Source organism: Blautia sp. MCC270, from assembly GCF_018785605.1.
GTDB classification, from domain to species: Bacteria; Bacillota; Clostridia; order Lachnospirales; family Lachnospiraceae; genus Blautia_A; species Blautia_A fusiformis.
Map to the genome: position 1 here is coordinate 1 of NZ_WQQD01000034.1, position 20,508 is coordinate 20,508.

Here is a 20,508-nt window from a genome sequence, read left to right on the forward strand (position 1 = left end):
CCAGGATGGTGTGGAGCAGAGAAAAATCACCTTTTTCATCCCATATTTCCGGATTGGCATTGTGGATCTCCATAAGAATGGTAAGATAATCGGAAGTTTTATGAATCGGAATTTTTTCCAGATCATCCGGGGAAATGGTTGTTCCGCTGATCACCTTCTGGAAGAAATTAAGCTGCATTTGCCGTGTATACAGATCGCGGAACTGAAAATAATTATTCACATAACTGTTTCTGGAATTTTCCTGATCGATCTCGTCACTTACTTTCTGGAGTGTCTCCATAAGCTCCCGGTGATCCAATGGCTTCAGGAGGTATCCGCGGACCTGAAGAGAGATGGCTTTTTTGGCATAGTCAAAATCTTCGTATCCTGTGGAAAGGATGAACCTGGTATGACAGTCTGTTCCAAGAGCTGCAATCATATCCAGACCGCTCATAACCGGCATGGATATATCCACAAGGGCAATATCGGGTTTGACATTTTCAATAAGCTGGATTCCGGCCTGTCCGTTATTAGCTTCCCCTGCAATGTTATAAATGTTTTGTTTTTCAAGAAAATTGATCAGAGATTTTCTGAAAAAAATTTCATCGTCAATAATTACAAGTGTTTTCAATTTATATTTCCCCCTCAATCAGATTTTTTGTCAGGTATTACTATGGTTACAGTGGTTCCCTTTTCAGGTGAACTTTCGATGGTGAGTCCGTAATTTTCACCGTAGAGAAGAGCAATCCTGTGGTTGATACTTGGAAGCCCGAAAGAATGTCGAGCAGTTTTGAAGTCTCTGATAGAACGGTTAAGTTCGGCAAGTTTTTCCGGCGGGATACCGGAACCATTATCAGAAACAGAAATACAGATGGTACCATTTCTGATAGAAACATTTAAGTGAATATGGCATAGCTGGCTGGTAAGTCCGTGGACAAAAATATTTTCCACAACAGGCTGTATGGTCAGCTTGGGTATCTCTGCCCCATGATCCTCCCAGGACGGCTCATAGGTGATCTCGTAATCAACAAAATCTATATACCGTAGATTCTGGATATAAAGATACTGTTCTGTAAGAAGCAGCTCCTGGCGCAGAGGAATGATAAACTGTCCCTTTGAAAGAGAGTTTCTGTAGAAAGATGACATGGCAGACACTGCTTTTACTGCGGTATCATTCATGTCAAGTTCTATGAGAGACTTGATGGTGTTTAAAGTATTATAAAGAAAATGGGGATTGATCTGGGACTGTAAAAGACGTATTTCCATTTTCTGTTTGGCATTTTGTTCCTCATAGATATCGTTAAGTAATGTCTGGATCTTCTGCATCATAAGGTTAAACTGGTTATAGAGAACTGCAAGTTCATCATTTGAAGAGTAACTGGCAGAAATATTCAGCTTTCCGGCAGACGCAGATTTCATTTTTTCTACAAGTCTCTGTATAGGTGCGGTGACAGTACCTGTACATAATATGGAAAAAAATACAGATAAAATGAACACTACAATGCTGATCAGAAGAATATTGTGCAGGATCACCATATGATCCAGAGGCAGGCTTTCCAGAGGAATCAGGTTGATAACATTCCAGTTCAGGGCAGGATAGGATTTGCAGATAAAAAGAGTGTTAGTGCCGTCTACGGAAAAAAACTGCCTGTCGGTTTCTGTCAGGGTTTTATAATTCTCTGAACTGATTTTTGTGTAGGATGAGAAGTCTTTATAAATACCTCTGGATGAAGACGAGGAAAGTATCTGTCCGTTTTCATCAGTAATATAGAAATCCCTGGAAGAGCTGTCCGGAAGATCGCGGAATGCAGAGGAAATATTTGTTTCCCTGATCAGAAGGACCAGGGCGCCCAGATATTTGGTGTTATCAATGTTTGTAATACTTTTTAAGGCTACAAAGGTTGGTTCCCCGCTTATCTGGAAGGGCCCGAGAAACTGAAAGGCCAGATTAGTCTGAAGGCTGTCAAGGATTTCAGAACCTAAAATGGAATCAAGCTGATCTGTTTCTGTGGTACTGCTGTGAAACCAGTGGTTTTCCGTATCCAGGATATCCCAGGCATAGATGTTTTTGTGAAGTCCGATAATACGCTGGGCCTGGTTTGTAAGTTCGGAATTTACCAGAAAATGTTCCAGTGTGTTTTCGGGAACTGTGGGATTTTCTTTTAAAACATCGGCGATATTGCTGTTGATGGAAAGAGTGATGGCATAGTTTGATATATGATCGATCTTTTCTCCAAGGTTGCTGGTGATCAGGGATAGCTGTTGCTGGCTGGAAAGTGCGGCACGCTTGATCAGTACTTTTTTGGAGGCAGTATAAAAAAACACGGAAGTAAGCATAAGTATCAGAGAACTGAGCAGCAGATATGTAATAAAAAGCCTGCGTTTCAGACTGATTCCTAAAAATAATTGAAATGCCTTTTTTTTCAGATTTTCTATCATGGAATCCCCCCTGGTTTTATTGGCTACATTATATAATAAGGGAAAAATTTTCACAAGTGTTGGAAAATGATTGGAGAAAATATTCCAGGTACAGCGAAGATTTTCCATGTACTTTTCCGGACGGATTTAATATAATGGTCTCATTGATAAGGAAAGCGGAACAAAATATTCAATCCGGATGAATAGAAATGTACCAAAAGGAGGACGAAAATGAAATTAAAAAAAGTGATGGCTGCTACACTTGCCACAATGATGTGTCTCTCTTCATTCAGCATGATGAATGTGTGGGCAGATAAAAAAGAGGATTCCGAACCACTTGTGATCAATTATATCAGTGCCAGGGGCGAAACAGATGCGGCACTGAAAACATTGAAGAAGCTTGCAGAAGATTATAAAAAAGATCACCCGGATTTTGAATTCAATGTAGAGTCTATTGCAGACAGAGAAACATATCTTCAGAAGATCAAGATCCTTGCATCCAGCAATGAACTGCCGGACTGGTTTGACGCAGATCCGGAGGCATTTTTTGAAGGACTTTGCAAAAAGGATCTGATCTACAGTGTGGATGACCTTTATGATGAACTGGGTATCAAAGACAAGTTCTTTGATATTGCACTGAATTATCCGAAACTCAGTGACGGAAGCAATTACCTTATGACCTGGCAGGGAAATGTAGAGTATTTCTGGTATCACAAAGACATGTTTGAAAAAGCCGGAATTACTGAAACACCTCAGACACTGGAAGACCTCCTGGATGTGTGCAAGAAGCTGAAAGATGCGGGAATGACCCCGATATCCGCAGGAAATTACGACATGATCATGCGTTATCCTGCATTTAAGGCTTTCAGACTGGAAGGAAATGACTTCATTGACAATGCAAGAATGGGAAAAGAAAAATTTAATTCTGAGACAGGTATCGCAACAGCCCAGTATACACAGGATATAGCCCAGTATTTCAGTGAAGGATGGACAAGTTCAGATACTACCGCACAGATGGATCTGTTTCTGAACAGTGGTGCGGCAATGTTATACACCGGAACATGGGATACACCGGATCTTACAGATGATGAGGGAAATCTTAAAGATGACATTTCCATGTTCAAACTTCCTGTAGACAGCGAAGGAACCGCTACAGGAGAAAATGATTACTATGCGAATTGTGGAATCGGAACTGCCATTCTCAAGGATTCCATGAGTGATGAGATGAAAGATTTCATCAGTTATGTATGGGATAATTTTGCTGATACGGCAATGTATGAGTTCAATATGCTTCCATCCATGATGCCAAGTGATTCGGAGAAGCTTCCGGAGCTTACACAGCAGATTTTAAGTGATCTTGAGAACTGCGGCACTTTTGCCCAGTGCTGGGATGTTCGTCTGGATCCTTCTACAAACGAGGTTTACAGAAAAGAGTTGGCAAGCCTTGGAATGGGAGAATCAACTCCTGAAGAGTTCTGCGAAAACATGGACAAAGCTGTAGAACAGTATGCATCTGATTATTTTGACACTGAAGAATAACTGAGAGAATACGCAGATGCGGAATTTTATCTGCATCTGCGTATGAAAGGGGAGAGGATATGAAGCCCAGAAATAAAATCCAGCCTTTACCGTTTGTTCTTCCTGCACTGTTCGTATATATTCTTACTGTTATCATCCCAATTCTGTGGTCAATGGGTTACAGCCTTTTTTCCTGGAATGGAATCGGTGATATGAAGTTTATCGGACTGGAAAATTATGTGAGGATGTTTCAGGATGAGACATTTCGTGAGGCTGTTGTAAATAATCTTAAATTTGTTGTATTGGGAAGTTTGTTCCAGTTATGTGCAGGACTGATCCTGGCAATTTTGCTTACACATATTTCCAAAGGTGGAAATATTCTGCGGGTTATTTATTTTATTCCATGTATCATTTCATCTATGGCGATCTGCCAGATTTTTTCCAAAATGCTTTCTGTCCAGCCCCAGGGCCTGGTTTGCTATGTGATGGAAAAACTGGGAATGGAACCTATCGCTTTGCTGGCAAATTCCCATACAGCGCTGATTACCATAACCCTGATCGATGGATATAAATACTGTGGTCTGTACATGATCATTTTTTATTCCGCATTTGTATCCATATCAAAGGATGTGATCGAGGCATCTACAATGGATGGCTGCAATGTTTTTCAACAGTATCGTTACATAAAGCTTCCACTGGTGAAAAATATATTCAGCATTGTCATTGTAATGCTTGTAAATGGTTGTCTGAAAACCTTTGATGTATTCTATATTCTTGACAATAAATCCAGATCAACAGAGATGGTGGCAACTTATATGTATAAAACCGCTTTTAATTCGGCTGACTTTGGCTATGGAAGTACATTGTCCGTTTTTCTGGTCATTGAATGTCTGGTAGCAGTAGGGATTATACAGAAATGCCTGGGATCGGCGAAAGGAGATGGGTCAGAATGATAAAATCAAGAAAAAATATACCTATTCGTGCTGTGTTCTATGTAGTGATCCTTATTTTTGTCATGATACAGGTCTACCCTATTTTCTGGGTTATCTGCTCCAGTCTGAAAACACCGGATGAAATGACATATACTGCACAGTATGCCCTGCCATCAGGATTTTATCTTGGAAACTATATCAGCGCACTGACGATCTCATCCATTCCAAGATATTTTCTTAACAGTACGGTTGTGGCAGTTCTCACACTTCTTGGCATCGTAGTCCTGGGATGCCCGGTTGCATTTGTGATCAGCAAGGTAAAGGTAAAATATGCCAATGCACTGATGGCATTTTTCCTGTTTGGAATGATGGTGCCTATTTTTTCCTGCCTTATACCCATGTTCCAGATTTATAACAGGATCGGACTGAGAAATACATACTGGGCACTGGTGCTTCCGCAGATCGGGTTCGGACTTCCAATGTGTATCTATCTTTACACCGGATTTTTTAAATTTATGCCGGATTCTCTTCTGGAAGCAGCAGTTATTGACGGTGCCACAATGGGAACCACATTCCGCAAGATCGTGGTACCTATGGCTAAAAATACTACAATGACAGTTCTTACATACAATTTTGTTTTTGTATGGAACGAATTTACATATGCCAATACATTTATCTCATCTTCTGATATGAAAACTCTGCCAATTGGCCTGAATGACTTTGTGGGGCAGTTCGGAAGAGTGGACTGGGGAAGTACATTTGCGGCGATCGTAATATCGATCCTGCCTACACTGATCGTGTATTTTATTCTTAACAAAAACATAATCGAAGGTATGGCTGCAGGTGCGGTCAAGAGTTAGGAGGCTGAAATGGAAACAAGGATTGAATTGAAACAAGGATGGAAAATTTTGCAGGATGTTCATGATACAGGGGAAAAGACCGGGCTTTATGCTGCCAGGGAAGCGGATACTTCCGTAGGTTCCCAGGTGTCTGAATGGGAGGAACTGGAGGAACTGAAACATCTGCAGCTTATCTATGCCAGACAGCCATATTTCGGGCGTGAACTGAGATATTTCAATCAGGCGCCCTGGTGGTACAAAACAGAGTTTGAAGTTCCGGATCAGAAAGTTACGGATGCTGTCCTTAAATTTACCAATGTTGATTATTATGGAAAAGTATGGATTAACGGAGAATTTCTTGGAGAGCATGAAGGATATTCCGCTCCATTTTCCTTTAATGTAAAAGATAAGCTTGTTTTTGGAGAGAAAAATTATCTCATTGTAAAGGTAAGTTCTCCATGGGATGATGAGGTGGAGCTGGATGCACAGGATTCCAGAACCCACCTGGTAAAAAGAAATATGGTAAAAGGTACCTACGAACATTCTGATACATTTATCCAGAGAGATGTAAATCCTGTAGGAATCTACGGAAAAGTGGAACTGATCCTGACAGAAGAAGGTGTTCTGGAAGATCAGACAGATCTGAAGTATGAACTGGATCCGGATGTAAGGAAAGCAGACGTATATGTGGAAACTGAAGCGCGAGGTCTGAAATCCGGGGAGACATATGATTTTAATGTAAAGATCCGGGAAAAAGAGTCCGGTCTTATAAAGGCAGAAAAAACTGTTCAGATAATGGCAGAGAAAGCAGAGACAGGTTTTAAATGTGAGCTTAAAGTGGAAGATGTCAGACTGTGGTCCACATGGGATCATGGTTATCCCTGGATGTATCAGGCAGAACTTACGTTAAGCAGGGGAAAAGACATACTGAGCAGCAGAACAACGAATTTTGCTTTTCGGGACATTCAGATTGAGCGTAATGAAAAAATAACAAGATTCTGGCTTAATAACAGGAAACTGTATATAAGAGGAACCTCTTATTTTCCGGATTGTTATATTTCTGCAATGACAAAGGAACGGTACCTGAGAGATCTTCTTAATGTAAAGGCGGCAGGTTTTAATCTGGTACGAGTACATGTCCACACAGAGCAGGAAGTTTTTTATGATCTGTGTGACGAGCTGGGAATTGCAGTTTTTCAGGATTCGGAGTACAACTGGACGCATCCTTCAACAGATGAATGGGCGCAGAGATTTGCAGATGTTTACAGAGAAAATGTGAAACTTCTGAAGCATCATCCGTCTCTGATCTGCTGGATCATTATGAATGAACCGGGATGTATTGATCCGGATGGAAATGTGAGAAGGAGATTTATGGAGGAAAATCCGGGACCTGCTTTGTACAGGGAAGTACAGAAGATGGATCCGGGCAGACCGATCATCAAGGGTTCTTTCTGCGAAGACGATCTGCTTAGCGGGGACAGCCATAATTATCTGGGTTCTTTATGCGGTGGAGAATATGCAGATATTTATGAGCAGACAGAAAAGCTGAATACAGAGTACGGATTTGATGCACCGGGCAGCAGTGAAAATCTGAAAACTGTTCCGGCGGTATATCATCGTCTGGAAAAACTGGTGGATGATATCCCGAAGATCCAGGAATATCAGTATAAGCTTCTGAAATATTATACAGAGCATTACAGGATCCAGAAATATGAACCTTGCTCAGGATATATACAGTTTATGTTTATCGATCTGTGTCCTCAGAGCTTCTACGGATTATATGACTGGTGGGGAATTCCCAAAAAGGGTCTTCAGGCTATACTGGAAAGCAACGCACCAGTGGGTGCTTTTGCAAAGCACAAAGATTATCTGGACAGTCTGTATATTGTAAATGATACAGATGGAGCTCTGGGAGAGTGTGAACTTACATGGATCATTACAGAAACATTGAACGGAGAACTGGTGGAAAAGGGAAGTGTTAAAGCAGAAGTTCCGGCAGACAGCCGTGTCATGGTAAAAACCTTTGAGAAAGAATACGGAAAAGGCAAGAAGTGGAACCTTACACTAATTCTTTCTGATAATAGCGGTAAATGTATGGCAAAGAATACCTATCAGGATATCTGTACTTTGCTTTCAAGAGTTGATGGGCATCCGGACCGTATGAGCCATGAGTTTGGAATGAGACTCTACTGGGCCTGAGCTATCTGCAGCTCACAGGCACTTTCATCCTTGACTTGTGTCAAAAATCACAACATGTTATACTTTGTGTATAAAGGAAGATTTTAGGTGTGGAAGGAGCGATATTATATGCGTTTACAGAAAGTACAGGATGCTCTGAACAAAAAAAATATCACATTCGAATACACAGAGGAAGATGGTTGCGGAAGTCTGGATTTCATGTTCCGTGGACTGAAATTCCATGTATGGGAATACGAGGACAACGGTTGGGGTGCCGAGACCAATATTTATGCGGCTGGAAGAAGTGAGGACATTGACGGAGATTATGAAGAGAAGATTTCTGCAGAGATTCTTTCCTGGCCGGATATGATCAATAACTGAATATAATAATATTGAATAAAGTGGCTGTAACTGAACGAATACGCTCAGTTACAGCTACTTTTTATCGGAGAAAAGTTTTCTGAAGAACTATAGCTGTACGTTCAGGTATTCACTGGGAGACATCTGACAGTTCTTTTTAAAAACCTTGCTGAAGTAATTTCCATTGCTGAAACCAAGATGCCAGGCAATGTCGTCGAGAGTTATATCCGTAGACTGCAGAAGCCGTTTCACCTCGGTGAGCTTTAACTGCATAGTATAGGAAAAAAGATTCTGACGTTTTTTTAAAACAATCTGGACAGATGCTCCTTACTTAGAAAAAAGATTCTGCAATATCGGCCAGGGAGATATTTTCCAGATAATGTGCATTGATATAATCAAAAACATCACTGATTACCCTACTGGTGAACGCAGAGCAGGGTTCGGGTGATGAAGCAGAATCGGAAGTCCCAGTTTTGCCTGCTTCACTTTCCAACTGAGAAATTGTGGCTGAAAGCGCATTGTTCAAATTCTGGGGATCAACAGGCTTCAGTATGTAATCAATAACACCGGCCTGGATCGCAAGTCTTGTATATTTGAAATCGCTGAATCCGCTGATCACACTGATTTTGCTGTCGATGTGAAGTTCTTCCGGCTTTTTTTAGAGCTGTATTCCGTCCATGACGGGCATTTTCATATCTGTGATAATAATGTCAGGATGCTCTTTGAGAATGATCTTCAGGCCATCTTCGGCATTATCTGCTTCCAGAAGATCACTGTTTGCTCGGATTTATCCCATGGTGTTTTGAACTTCCGGATAAGGGATATGAAGAAGCTTGGGAGCAGATTGTGAATCCGGAAGGTTTTGCCTCCCCCTGTGGCCCTACAACTGCGGAACAGAGACATCCACGGTACGGAGGCAGATTATGAATGTCTGTGGGACGGTCCATCCTAGCCATTTTCAACGACACAGACACAGACAGCAATGGCAAATCTTCTGAAAGATTATCCGCAGACTTATGTGACAAATATGGTCTATCCGTAAGGTTTTTGGTTGTTACTGAAAAAGATTTCATGGTTCAGGATTCCACATCAGTGACATTGATCTCATCCTGGAATCCGTCCGTATAATGCAGTTCATAATCTTCTGTGATAAATACAGCCTGCACGCCTTTTTTCTCCGCAAATTTCAGTCCGTCCTCCAGACCAAGGGCGAAACAGGTGGTGCTTAAGGCATCGCCGTCCACAGACTGGTCGGAGATGATCGTCACAGAAATCAGGCCGTTTTCATAAGGATAGCCGGTTTGGGGATTCAGGATATGATGATATAATTTACCGCCCTGCTTAAAGCACCTCTCATAAATTCCGGAGGATACAACAGATTTTCCGGTGATATCCATAACGGCTTCGGTTTCGTTGCGATCTGCAAAAGGCTTCTGGATGCCGATCTTGAAGGGAGTGCCGTTGGGCTTTGAGCCGATGCAGAGGACATTGCCGCCAAGGTTGATGATAGCACTGTTTACGCCTTTTTTTACCAGAAAATCTTTCAGGCGGTCTGCAATATAGCCTTTGGCAATGGCGCCTACATCGAACTGGATGTCATCAGAGGGAAGTGTGATATCCTGCCCGTCAATGGTGACGCCGTCGGAGCTGCACAGGGGGAGAACTTTCTGAATATCTGCATCATCCGGAGCCTTCGGGTCTTCTGCTGTGAAATCCCAGAGAGAGGTCAAAGGCGCAATGGCGATGTCAAAGGCACCGTCGGATTCCCTGGTGATATCGAGTCCTTCAGAAAGCAGAGCGGCAAGGTCTTCAGATATATGCCAGGTGTCTGCTGTGCCGCTGACCGGATATGGAGTAGTCTGCCGGTCGGTATTGGTATCTTTATCCGATGTATTTTTGCGGTGATTTAATTTATAAAGCTCGCTTTTCTCATTTGTCCGGCTGAAGATCAGCTCATATTTATCGCACAGTGCCAGACAGTCATCCAGGAGAGCTTTATCCTGAGAATCGTAAATTGTGATCTGTACAGCTGTATTCAATTTGATACTGCTGATACTGATAGGCTCATTTCCGGTGGTGGATGTATCTGCATCCGTGATATTTCCGCAGCCTGTGAAAAGGAGTATTGGACAGACAAGGACTGTGCACAATATTAAATAGAAGAAACGGGAATGCGAGCGGCTTCTTTTGGAATGAAAAAAATAAGTTGACATAATATTCTCCTGTTTTCTGATTGACTGACTTAACTGAAGAGCATTTATTTGATGCAAATCTATGTAGTACATGTGGATGGGGTTATTCACTTAACCGGATCAAGCAGCGACGCGGATTGCGGATATACGCTTGACCGACATCGGACAGATTTATGAAATCTCATTATACCATGTATTTCTGAAATCAGAAAGGCATATGCCTGTCGCAAAAATCATTGTATTTTGCAATAATATAAGATATAATTTCTCCGAAAAAAGAACATATTTGCTATGGATGATATGGATCCGAATGATTGACCGGAATTTTTACAGATAAAAGGAGAAATTTTTCATGATAAAAGTAATTGCAAGTGATATGGACGGCACACTTCTTGGTGATGACCATAGGATCGCACCGGAAACCCTTGCAGCGATCAGGCGTGCCTGCGATGCGGGAATCCGTTTTATGGTTGCCACCGGCCGGAATTTTCCCGGTGCCATGGAGGAGCTGAAGGGAACAGGGCTGACCTGTGATTATGTGGTGAGCAGTGGTGCTGAAGTACGGAATCCGCAGCAGGAGGTTGTAAAGAGTACACCGATCTCTATTGAGCTGTGTGAGGAGGTCTACAATACGGCAAAAAAATACCCGGTATCTGTAGCATTTTTTACGGATCGCTATGATTACCGTATTGGAACAAAGAAAGAAATTGAAGACGGGATCATTCAGCAGATCCGTCTTTTCAATATGGACATAGATACCAGCGAGGAGATTGTACGGAAATCCCCGCAGTACCGCAGGATCGCCGGAAACACGAAAGGGATTTCCGATATCCGTTCCCTGGAGAGCAGCGGTGCGCCGGTATATAAGATCTTCATTTTTGCGGCAGATGTGGAGCAGCTGGAGAAACTCAGCGATGAGCTGAAAGAAAATCCAGCCGTTGCAGTGGCTTCTTCCTTTATATATAATCAGGAGATTACAGCAGTAGAGGCGCAGAAAGGCCCGGTGCTGAAAGAATATATCGAGTCTCTGGGATATACCATGGATGAGGTGATGGTTCTTGGTGACAGCCTTAATGATTATTCCATGATCTCCATGGATTTCGGCGCAACCGTTGCAATGGAAAATGCAGTTCCGGAGATCAAAAAGGCAGCAAAATACATCACAAAGAGCAACAATGAGTTTGGTGTGGCCTATGCTATCGATCAGGTTTTGGAACGCCAGGGAAAATAGTTTTTCCCCCCTTTTGAAAAAGTGCCATATATATTATAATGTAGAAAGATGAATACAGAAAAGCGAAAGACTTGCGTTCCGGTGTATGAAGCAGAGTGGAATGAGAAGTTTCGCTTTACAAAAAACACAGACAAAGAGAGGAAATCACGATGGAAAAAATGAAAAATGTTTATATTATGGATCACCCGCTGATCAAACACAAAATTTCAATGCTCCGTGATAAAAATACAGGAACAAACGAGTTCCGTAAACTGGTGGAGGAAATCGGAATCCTGATGGGATATGAGGCGCTTCGTGATCTTCCTACAGAGGAAGTGGAAATCGAGACACCGATAGAAACCTGTAAGACACCGATGATCTCAGGTAAGAAGCTGGCAGTGATCCCGGTCCTCCGTGCAGGACTTGGAATGGTAAACAGCATTCTCACACTGGTACCGTCTGCAAAGGTCGGACATGTGGGACTTTACCGTGATCCGGTAACACATGAGCCCCATGAGTATTACTGTAAGCTTCCTGAATCTATTGACGAGCGTATTTCAGTGATCGTTGATCCGATGCTTGCAACCGGCGGTTCTGCCGAAGCTGCCATTGATTTTGTCAAGAAACAGGGCGGAAAGAATATCAAGTTTATGTGTATCATCGCAGCTCCTGAGGGACTGAAACGTCTCCATGAGGCACATCCGGATGTACAGATCTACTGTGGTTCCCTTGACAGAGAGCTCAATGAGAACGCTTACATCTGCCCGGGACTTGGAGATGCCGGAGATCGTATTTTTGGTACTAAATAATTTTGAAAAAATCTTAAAAAAATACTTGACACACCCGGCACTGTTATGGTATTGTACCTAAGAACGCTGCCGAAGACAGTAGGTGCCGTAAGGCATAAGGATTAAAACGCCTACCGAGGTCCAAGTATTCTGAGTTAAGATTACACAAGGCCTTATTGCGAAGCAGTAAGGTCTTTTTTTAAACAGATTGACTTATTGCGACGGCGGTATACAAAATCTATAAGGAGGTGTACCATTTCATGGCAAAAGTAGAACTGAAACAACCAATCGTAGAAGAGATCTCTAACAGCATTAAAGACGCACAGTCTGTTGTACTTGTAAACTACAGCGGTCTTACAGTTGAGCAGGATACAATTCTTCGTAAAGAGTTAAGAGAAGCTGGTGTTCAGTACAAGGTATACAAAAATACCATGATGCGTCGTGCATTCGAGGGTACAGCATTTGAGAGCCTCAGTGATCATTTACATGGCACAAATGCGATCGCTATCTCCGAGACAGACGCAACTGCTCCGGCAAGAATCCTTGCTAAATATGCAAAACAGTTCCCGGCACTGGAGCTGATCGCAGGTGTAGTTGAAGGTAACTACAATGATCAGGCCGGAATTCAGGCACTGTCCACAATTCCTTCAAGAGAGGAACTTCTTGGAAAACTGCTTGGAAGCATGCAGTCTCCGATCGCAAACTTCGCTCGTGTGCTTAATCAGATCGCAGAGCAGAACGGCGGAGCTGACGCAGCAGCTGCTGAGTAATCCCAGCAACGTGCAATTGGCGGCATAACGACCGCATGATTATTAATTAAAATTTATAAATGGAGGGAAATTAAAATGGCAAAATTAACAACAGAAGAATTTATTGCAGCAATCAAAGAATTATCTGTATTAGAGTTAAATGACCTTGTAAAAGCTTGTGAGGAAGAGTTCGGCGTTTCCGCAGCAGCAGGTGTTGTTGTAGCAGCAGCAGGTGCAGCAGGCGAGGCAGCTGAGGAGAAAGATGAGTTTGACGTAGAGCTTACAGAGGTTGGCGCTAACAAAGTTAAAGTTATCAAAGTTGTTCGTGAGGTTACAGGTCTTGGACTTAAAGAGGCTAAAGCTATCGTTGATGGTGCTCCGAAGGTTGTTAAAGAGGGCGCATCCAAAGCTGAGGCTGAGGACATCAAAACTAAACTTGAGGCTGAGGGAGCTAAGGTTACACTTAAATAATCCGATCAGATCAGAAGTTTTAAAGGCTGTTGTGACTGCCGGTTTACCGGCGGCACAGCAGCTTTTTTTAGTGAAAAAATCCAGGGTAAATCTTGCTTTTTGAAGAAAAAGAAAGGATAATAAAGGAGATAGGAAAGGGTGGATGGAATATGAAACGAAAAATAATGGCCTGTATCCTTGCTGCTGCGTTGGGAATCACAGGAGTTTCTTTTCCGACGGCAGCCAAGACAGTGTCTGTCGGAAAAAATGTAAAAAATATAACTGTAAACGTGAAAAATCCTCTGGATGAACTTCGGGCTCAGGAAGCTGCAATGCAGCAGCAGGAGGAGCTTGAAGAAGAGGAAAATATGCCGGAACAGGATCTGGATCCGCTTGTGCTGGATAACGATGGCAGTGTGGTTCCTGCATCACAGGCATCCTGGACAAAAATAGAGTCAGGTGCTGTAGAAGCAGTGGATGTATCAGAGGCACCGGGGGATGAGGAAATATCGGAAAATTCAACTGAAGACACATTTTCAGATGGAAGCACAGATGGAGATTTTGACACAAATAAGAATATTTCTGACAATGCAGCAACGGAAGCTGGCAGTGAGGATATTCAGACAGCAGATGGCAGTATCAGCGGAGAATTGCCGGCAGATTTTTCCGAAGGAACGGAGAACGGCGATAACGGTTCCGAAGAACTTCAGCTTCAGCAGGAAAACGGTAATGTAGAAAACGTCGCAGAGCCGGATAATAATAAAGCTGATGAAGGCGCAGGTCAGGCACAGGCTGATTTTACAGATGATGCCAATGCTGCTGGGGATTTTTCCGCAGGAGATGCTTCAGATGGAGAACTTGGAACTTATCAGACTGTGACTCTGGAAGTTGAGGAAGGACAGGATATCACAGCACCCTTGAACACACTGTTTCTTGAACTGAAAGATCAGGCCACAGATGAAAATCCCTGCAAGATCATAATTCCACCGGGAAATTATGAACTGACAGGTACACTTTGCATGTACAGTAATATGTACTTATATGCAAGAGACGCTAATATTACAAAAACGTCTACCACCAAACATCTGATCCTCCGTCTTGGAAATACCAAAGATTCAGAAGGCGGATATGATGGATATCGCAACATTGTGATCGATGGAGGAACCTGGGACTACAATTATCAGTGTGTGGAAAATAAGGATGCACCAGGCGGATTTGTGGGATTTTGCATTGGACATGCTACGAATGTTACGATTAAAAATGCTACATTTCTTAATAATCTGAAATCTCATTTTCTGGAATTTGGCGGAGTGAAAAATGCCAAGATCACAGGCTGTACATTCAGTGGCTATTATAAGAATTATGTGGAAGGCGGACAGGAATGTATTCAGATCGACTGCTGTACAGATGAGAGCAATGTTTTTCCGCAGTACAGACCTTATGATGGAACGACCTGTGAAGATTTTGTGATCGATGGAAATGTGTTCGAAGATGTCTTTACAGGGCTGGGAACGCACAGTATGATGTCCGGAAAAACATATAAAAGGATCACAGTTACGAATAATACTTTCCATAATGTAAAAAAACGCTGTATAAGGTTTATGAATTATGAAGATTCTACAGCAGAAAATAATACCATGGTAAATGTGGGAAATGGAGTGGACATTTCTTCTGTGAGCAGCAATACACACCAGACGCCAGGCTATGATGATGGGCCGGACATGCTGAAAAACAGGAATCTTCGTGTGGCAGGAAACTACATCAGTCTTGCCAGAACTACCAGCATTGGTGGAATTGCATGGATCTGCAGTGGTATAAAAGTTTCAGGCTATAATATGAAAAAAGATGGAGCTGTGCTCCCTAAAAAGATATATCCGGTGAAAGGTGTGACTGTAGAAGATAATCAGATCAGCGGATATGGAAACGGAATCAGCATGTCTCTTACTGACACAGATACCGTAACAGATAATCAGGTAACAATGAAAAAAACTTCTTCATATTCCAATTTTGGGATTTATGCCCAGGATTCCAGAGGAAGCGTTATCAGCAGGAATACAGTGTCCGGAACTGCAAATACGGGAATTTATCTCTCCGGTTCTGTCTATGCAGCAGGATCAAAACAGAAAAATCTTGTAGAGCGGAATGCTGTTTCCGGAGCAGGCGGAGATGGAATTTATCTGCAATCTGTAAATACTTCATCCACTGCACAGAAGAATACTGTTAAATCAGCGGTCGGCTCGGGAATACGTGTAAATGCAGGAAAGAACAATAATGTTCTTGGTAATACCTGTTTATCCAACAAAAATCATGGCGTGAAAATTGAGTATGTGGCCGGCGGAGTCAGGGTAAAAAGCAATCGTGTGACATCAAATGCAAAAAGTGGTATTTTGCTCTGGAAATCAAAAGTATCCGAAGTATCAGGAAACCGTGCGGAGAAAAATACGGGGAATGGTGTTTATGCATATGCATCTGTAATACCGGTCATGAAAAAGAATACATTTTGCGAAAACGGAAAGGTTCAGGCGGTATATGTAAAAAGCTGCAAAGGATGGACCGGCATCAACCGTCCTTCATGCAGAGCTGTTACATCAAGAAGTACAGCTATAAGCGGAACTGCATCAGGCAGCCAGACAGTTATTGCATATGTGCAGCGTTCCGGAAAACAGACAAAGCTGGGTGTATCATCCGTAAACAAAAAGAAACAGTACGTTATTAAAATAAAGAAGCAAAAAAAGAATACTGCTCTGAAACTTGTCTCAAAAGATAAATACGGAAATACAGTAACAGTAAATACTATTGTGAAGTAAGTATGTGTGATAAAAAAAGATTCTGTTCCGGATATCCATACATCGTATGTATAGAAGGAACAGAATCTTTTTTTTGAAAAATGTAAAAAAATCAAAAAAAGTGCTTGACACACTTTTTTTCTTATGTTAAAGTGGAGGATGCTATATTATGGCTAGATATGCCTGCCTAAAGGTCAGGCGGGATCATGTTGTAATAAATAATAAAAAAACAGGGGTGAAACGTCAATGGAAAAAAACAGAATTCGTTCTGTAAAAACTGGAAAAAGCATGCGTATGAGCTACCAGAGACAAAAAGAAGTCCTGGAAATGCCAAACCTGATCGAAGTTCAGAAAGATTCCTACCAGTGGTTTCTTGACGAAGGTTTAAAAGAAGTATTTGATGATATTTCTCCGATCGCAGATTACGGCGGAAAGCTCAGTCTGGAATTCATCGATTTCACATACGATGAAAAAGATGCAAAATATTCCATCGAGCAGTGTAAAGAACGTGACGTGACTTATGCCGCACCTTTGAAGGTTCGAGTAAGGCTGATCAATAAGGAAACAGAAGAGATCAACGAACACGAGATTTTCATGGGAGATTTACCGCTGATGACAGCTACGGGTACCTTTGTTATCAATGGTGCTGAGCGTGTTATTGTCAGCCAGTTAGTACGTTCCCCTGGAATCTACTACGCGATCGCTCATGATAAGCTTGGTAAGAGACTGTTTTCCAGTACTGTAATTCCGAACAGAGGTGCATGGCTGGAGTACGAGACAGATTCAAATGATGTATTTTATGTACGTGTAGACAGAACAAGAAAGGTTCCGATCACTGTTCTGATCCGTGCACTGGGCATTGGAACCAATGCTGAGATCATTGATCTGTTTGGTGAAGAGCCAAAGATCCTTGCCAGCTTTACAAAGGATACCTCCACAAACTATCAGGAAGGTCTCCTTGAGCTGTATAAGAAGATCCGTCCGGGCGAGCCGCTTGCAGTAGAGAGCGCAGAGAGCCTGATCATGGCAATGTTCTTCGATCCGAGAAGATATGACCTTGCCAAAGTCGGACGTTATAAATTTAATAAGAAGCTTCATTTCAATAAACGTATCGTAGGCCACAAGCTTTCCCAGGATGTTGTAGATACAACAACAGGTGAGATCCTTGCTGAGGCTGAGACACTTGTTACAAAAGAGCTTGCTGATACATTACAGAATTCCGCAGTTCCGTACGTATGGATCCAGGGTGAGGAGAGAGAGATCAAAGTCCTTTCCAGCCTTATGGTTGATATCCGTCACTATCTGCCGGAGCTTGAGGATCCGAAGTCCCTGGGTGTTACAGAATTAGTATACTACCCGGTGCTCGAAAAAATTCTGGAAGAAAATGACACATTTGAGGACAGATGTGATGCGATCAAACGTGATATCCACGACCTGATCCCGAAACATATCACCAAGGAAGATATCCTTGCGTCCATTAACTACAATATGCATCTGGAGTATGGCCTTGGTAACGATGATGATATCGACCACCTGGGCAACCGTCGTATCCGTGCTGTCGGTGAGCTGCTTCAGAATCAGTACCGCATCGGTCTTTCCAGACTTGAGCGTGTGGTACGTGAGAGAATGACAACACAGGACACAGAGAGTATTTCTCCGCAGTCGCTGATCAATATCAAACCTGTAACTGCAGCAGTAAAAGAGTTCTTCGGATCATCCCAGCTGTCACAGTTCATGGATCAGAACAACCCGCTTGGAGAGCTGACTCACAAGAGAAGACTTTCCGCACTGGGACCTGGCGGTCTGTCACGAGACAGAGCTGGATTCGAGGTTCGAGACGTACATTATTCCCACTATGGAAGAATGTGCCCGATCGAGACTCCTGAGGGACCGAACATCGGTCTTATCAACTCCCTTGCATCCTATGCAAGGATCAATCAGTACGGCTTCGTAGAGGCTCCGTACAGAAAGATCGACAAAACAGATCCTTCCAACCCGCGTGTAACCGATGAGGTTGTATACATGACAGCGGATGAGGAAGATAATTACCATGTAGCACAGGCGAATGAGCCGCTGGATGAAGAGGGACACTTCATTCATAAGAACGTTTCCGGTCGTTACCGCGAGGAGACACAGGAGTACGAGCAGCACATGTTCGATTACATGGATGTATCTCCGCGAATGGTATTCTCCGTTGCTACAGCCCTGATTCCGTTCCTGCAGAACGATGATGCGAACCGTGCGCTGATGGGATCCAACATGCAGCGTCAGGCCGTTCCGCTTCTTACAACAGAGGCTCCGGTTGTTGGTACAGGTATGGAGACCAAGACAGCTGTTGACTCCGGTGTATGCGTTGTTGCAAGAAAAGCAGGTACAGTACTTCGTTCCACATCTACAGATATCTCTATCAAGAATGATGACGGAACAAAAGATGATTATCATCTGACTAAATTCATGCGAAGCAACCAGAGCAACTGCTACAACCAGAGACCGATCGTGTTCCAGGGTGAGCATGTTGAGGCAGGACAGGTTATCGCGGATGGCCCGTCTACATCCAATGGTGAGCTTGCACTTGGTAAGAACCCGCTGATCGGATTTATGACCTGGGAGGGTTATAACTACGAGGATGCTGTTCTTCTTAGTGAGAAACTGGTACAGAATGATGTTTATACATCTGTCCATATTGAGGAATATGAGGCAGAATCCCGTGATACCAAGCTGGGACCGGAAGAGATCACACGTGACGTTCCGGGTGTCGGCGATGACGCTCTGAAGGATCTGGATGAGCGCGGTATCATCCGTATCGGTGCTGAGGTACGTGCCGGTGATATCCTTGTCGGTAAGGTTACTCCTAAGGGAGAGACTGAGCTTACTGCTGAGGAGCGTCTCCTTCGTGCTATCTTCGGTGAGAAGGCAAGAGAGGTACGTGATACTTCCCTTAAGGTACCGCACGGTGAGTATGGTATTATCGTAGATGCCAAGGTATTTACAAGAGAGAACGGCGATGAGCTGAGCCCTGGAGTAAATCAGGCAGTACGTATTTATATTGCACAGAAGAGAAAGATCTCCGTTGGTGATAAGATGGCTGGTCGTCATGGTAACAAGGGTGTCGTTTCCCGTGTACTTCCGGTTGAGGATATGCCATTCCTTCCAAACGGACGTCCTCTTGATATCGTGCTGAATCCTCTGGGTGTACCTTCCCGAATGAACATCGGACAGGTCCTGGAGATCCACTTGAGCCTTGCTGCCAAAGCACTTGGCTTCAATATTGCAACACCTGTATTCGATGGCGCAAACGAGGTTGATATCCAGGATACTCTGGAGCTTGCCAACGATTACGTTAATACGGAAGACTTTGAGGAATTCCGTGAGAAATATAAAGACATCCTTGCACCGGATGTTATGCAGTATCTCGATGAGAATAAAGCTCACAGAGCACTTTGGAAGGGCGTTCCGATCTCCAGAGACGGTAAGGTAAGACTTCGTGACGGACGTACAGGCGAGTACTTCGACAGCCCTGTAACGATCGGTCACATGCACTACCTGAAGCTGCATCATCTAGTAGATGATAAGATCCATGCACGTTCCACAGGTCCATACTCCCTGGTAACACAGCAGCCTCTGGGTGGTAAAGCTCAGTTCGGTGGACAGCGTTTCGGAGAGATGGAGGTTTGGGCACTGGAGGCATATGGTGCTTCCTACACACTGCAGGAGATCCTGACAGTGAAGTCTGATGATGTGATCGGACGTGTTAAGACCTATGAAGCGATCATCAAAGGTGACAACATTCCTGAGCCAGGTATTCCTGAGTCCTTTAAGGTACTTCTTAAAGAGCTTCAGTCTCTTGGTCTGGATGTACGTGTGCTCAGCGAGGACGGATCAGAGGTACACATTATGGAAACCTCTGATTACGGAGATACTGATCTTCGTCATGTCATCGAGGGCGATTCCAGAGGACGCAGAGATGAGGAGTCCTTCGGTAAACACGGCTACACCAAGCAGGAGTTCAGCGGAGAAGAGCTTGTCAATGTAGAAGAAGATGAGGACATGGAAGACGAAGATGATATGATCGAGTTTGAAGAGTCCTTTGATGATGAGGAATAAGAAAG

Annotated in this window: 17 protein-coding genes and 1 other annotated feature; of the genes, 12 read left to right on the plus strand and 5 right to left on the minus strand. The window is 43.1% G+C overall.

Annotated features, from left to right (window positions below):
* On the minus strand, positions 1–610 hold a 610-nt coding region (locus GPK58_RS10025), incomplete at its 3' end, for a response regulator (RefSeq protein WP_215638592.1).
* A gap of 14 nt (positions 611–624) precedes the next feature.
* Complete coding sequence (locus tag GPK58_RS10030; protein WP_215638593.1) at positions 625–2,418, minus strand: sensor histidine kinase; 1,794 nt, start codon at positions 2,416–2,418, stop codon at positions 625–627.
* Between the two features lie 210 nt (positions 2,419–2,628).
* On the opposite strand from GPK58_RS10030, the gene GPK58_RS10035 reads away from it, so the two are divergent.
* The 5 genes from GPK58_RS10035 to GPK58_RS10055 all read left to right on the plus strand — a co-directional run bounded on the left by GPK58_RS10035 (position 2,629) and on the right by GPK58_RS10055 (position 8,245).
* Entirely contained in the window at positions 2,629–3,936 is a 1,308-nt protein-coding gene (locus tag GPK58_RS10035; RefSeq protein ID WP_114001823.1) for an ABC transporter substrate-binding protein, read from the plus strand.
* Between the two features lie 59 nt (positions 3,937–3,995).
* Positions 3,996–4,868 carry a carbohydrate ABC transporter permease gene (locus GPK58_RS10040; protein WP_015526310.1) on the plus strand — a complete coding sequence of 291 codons (873 nt, stop codon included), beginning with the start codon at positions 3,996–3,998 and terminating at the stop codon, positions 4,866–4,868.
* Positions 4,865–5,707 (plus strand): carbohydrate ABC transporter permease, encoded by an 843-nt coding sequence (locus tag GPK58_RS10045; protein WP_015526309.1) that lies wholly within the window; start codon positions 4,865–4,867, stop codon positions 5,705–5,707. Before GPK58_RS10040 ends, GPK58_RS10045 begins: the two co-directional genes overlap by 4 nt.
* A gap of 9 nt (positions 5,708–5,716) precedes the next feature.
* Positions 5,717–7,885: a glycoside hydrolase family 2 protein gene (locus tag GPK58_RS10050; protein ID WP_015526308.1), complete on the plus strand. Its 2,169-nt coding sequence runs from the start codon at positions 5,717–5,719 to the stop codon at positions 7,883–7,885.
* A 108-nt stretch (positions 7,886–7,993) separates the two neighbouring features.
* Entirely contained in the window at positions 7,994–8,245 is a 252-nt protein-coding gene (locus GPK58_RS10055; RefSeq protein ID WP_129975541.1) for a kinase, read from the plus strand.
* 87 nt (positions 8,246–8,332) lie between these two features.
* Here GPK58_RS10055 and GPK58_RS13365 read toward each other — a convergent pair whose 3' ends face one another.
* Together GPK58_RS13365 and GPK58_RS13435 are read right to left on the minus strand one after the other, a co-directional pair.
* Positions 8,333–8,536 (minus strand): helix-turn-helix domain-containing protein, encoded by a 204-nt coding sequence (locus tag GPK58_RS13365; RefSeq protein WP_255363757.1) that lies wholly within the window; start codon positions 8,534–8,536, stop codon positions 8,333–8,335.
* A gap of 346 nt (positions 8,537–8,882) precedes the next feature.
* A complete protein-coding gene (locus tag GPK58_RS13435) occupies positions 8,883–9,011 on the minus strand; it encodes a response regulator (protein ID WP_084449174.1) in 129 nt (42 codons plus the stop codon).
* Here GPK58_RS13435 and GPK58_RS13440 point away from each other — a divergent pair.
* Positions 9,002–9,151: an MGH1-like glycoside hydrolase domain-containing protein gene (locus GPK58_RS13440; protein ID WP_412123123.1), complete on the plus strand. Its 150-nt coding sequence runs from the start codon at positions 9,002–9,004 to the stop codon at positions 9,149–9,151. The genes GPK58_RS13435 and GPK58_RS13440 overlap by 10 nt on opposite strands.
* A gap of 149 nt (positions 9,152–9,300) precedes the next feature.
* On the opposite strand, the gene GPK58_RS10070 is transcribed toward GPK58_RS13440, so the two are convergent.
* The gene (locus GPK58_RS10070) at positions 9,301–10,437 is read right to left on the minus strand and encodes an FAD:protein FMN transferase (RefSeq protein WP_215638594.1); all 1,137 of its coding nucleotides are present in this window, start codon (positions 10,435–10,437) and stop codon (positions 9,301–9,303) included.
* Positions 10,438–10,768: 331 nt separating this feature from the next.
* Here GPK58_RS10070 and GPK58_RS10075 point away from each other — a divergent pair, with 331 nt between their 5' ends.
* The 6 genes from GPK58_RS10075 (at position 10,769) to rpoB (ending at position 20,503) form a co-directional block, all read left to right on the plus strand.
* Entirely contained in the window at positions 10,769–11,647 is an 879-nt protein-coding gene (locus GPK58_RS10075; RefSeq protein ID WP_215638595.1) for a Cof-type HAD-IIB family hydrolase, read from the plus strand.
* Positions 11,648–11,805: 158 nt separating this feature from the next.
* Entirely contained in the window at positions 11,806–12,435 is a 630-nt protein-coding gene (gene upp, locus GPK58_RS10080) for a uracil phosphoribosyltransferase (protein ID WP_044961929.1), read from the plus strand.
* Between the two features lie 51 nt (positions 12,436–12,486).
* Positions 12,487–12,623: a sequence feature (ribosomal protein L10 leader region), on the plus strand.
* Positions 12,624–12,674: 51 nt separating this feature from the next.
* On the plus strand, positions 12,675–13,184 hold the full coding sequence (gene rplJ / locus GPK58_RS10085) for a 50S ribosomal protein L10 (RefSeq protein ID WP_021652200.1): 510 nt from the start codon (positions 12,675–12,677) through the stop codon (positions 13,182–13,184).
* Between the two features lie 75 nt (positions 13,185–13,259).
* Positions 13,260–13,634: a 50S ribosomal protein L7/L12 gene (gene rplL / locus GPK58_RS10090; protein ID WP_015526302.1), complete on the plus strand. Its 375-nt coding sequence runs from the start codon at positions 13,260–13,262 to the stop codon at positions 13,632–13,634.
* A gap of 149 nt (positions 13,635–13,783) precedes the next feature.
* On the plus strand, positions 13,784–16,420 hold the full coding sequence (locus tag GPK58_RS10095) for a right-handed parallel beta-helix repeat-containing protein (RefSeq protein ID WP_215638596.1): 2,637 nt from the start codon (positions 13,784–13,786) through the stop codon (positions 16,418–16,420).
* Positions 16,421–16,645: 225 nt separating this feature from the next.
* A complete protein-coding gene (gene rpoB, locus GPK58_RS10100) occupies positions 16,646–20,503 on the plus strand; it encodes a DNA-directed RNA polymerase subunit beta (RefSeq protein WP_021652198.1) in 3,858 nt (1,285 codons plus the stop codon).
* Positions 20,504–20,508: the final 5 nt, after the last annotated feature.

Coding starts and splice junctions, on each gene's coding strand:
- GPK58_RS10030 (WP_215638593.1), bottom strand. CDS start 2,418: ATGATAGAAAATCTGAAAAAAAAGGCATTTCAATTATTTTTAGGAATC.
- GPK58_RS10035 (WP_114001823.1), top strand. CDS start 2,629: ATGAAATTAAAAAAAGTGATGGCTGCTACACTTGCCACAATGATGTGT.
- GPK58_RS10040 (WP_015526310.1), top strand. CDS start 3,996: ATGAAGCCCAGAAATAAAATCCAGCCTTTACCGTTTGTTCTTCCTGCA.
- GPK58_RS10045 (WP_015526309.1), top strand. CDS start 4,865: ATGATAAAATCAAGAAAAAATATACCTATTCGTGCTGTGTTCTATGTA.
- GPK58_RS10050 (WP_015526308.1), top strand. CDS start 5,717: ATGGAAACAAGGATTGAATTGAAACAAGGATGGAAAATTTTGCAGGAT.
- GPK58_RS10055 (WP_129975541.1), top strand. CDS start 7,994: ATGCGTTTACAGAAAGTACAGGATGCTCTGAACAAAAAAAATATCACA.
- GPK58_RS10070 (WP_215638594.1), bottom strand. CDS start 10,437: ATGTCAACTTATTTTTTTCATTCCAAAAGAAGCCGCTCGCATTCCCGT.
- GPK58_RS10075 (WP_215638595.1), top strand. CDS start 10,769: ATGATAAAAGTAATTGCAAGTGATATGGACGGCACACTTCTTGGTGAT.
- upp (WP_044961929.1), top strand. CDS start 11,806: ATGAAAAATGTTTATATTATGGATCACCCGCTGATCAAACACAAAATT.
- rplJ (WP_021652200.1), top strand. CDS start 12,675: ATGGCAAAAGTAGAACTGAAACAACCAATCGTAGAAGAGATCTCTAAC.
- rplL (WP_015526302.1), top strand. CDS start 13,260: ATGGCAAAATTAACAACAGAAGAATTTATTGCAGCAATCAAAGAATTA.
- GPK58_RS10095 (WP_215638596.1), top strand. CDS start 13,784: ATGAAACGAAAAATAATGGCCTGTATCCTTGCTGCTGCGTTGGGAATC.
- rpoB (WP_021652198.1), top strand. CDS start 16,646: ATGGAAAAAAACAGAATTCGTTCTGTAAAAACTGGAAAAAGCATGCGT.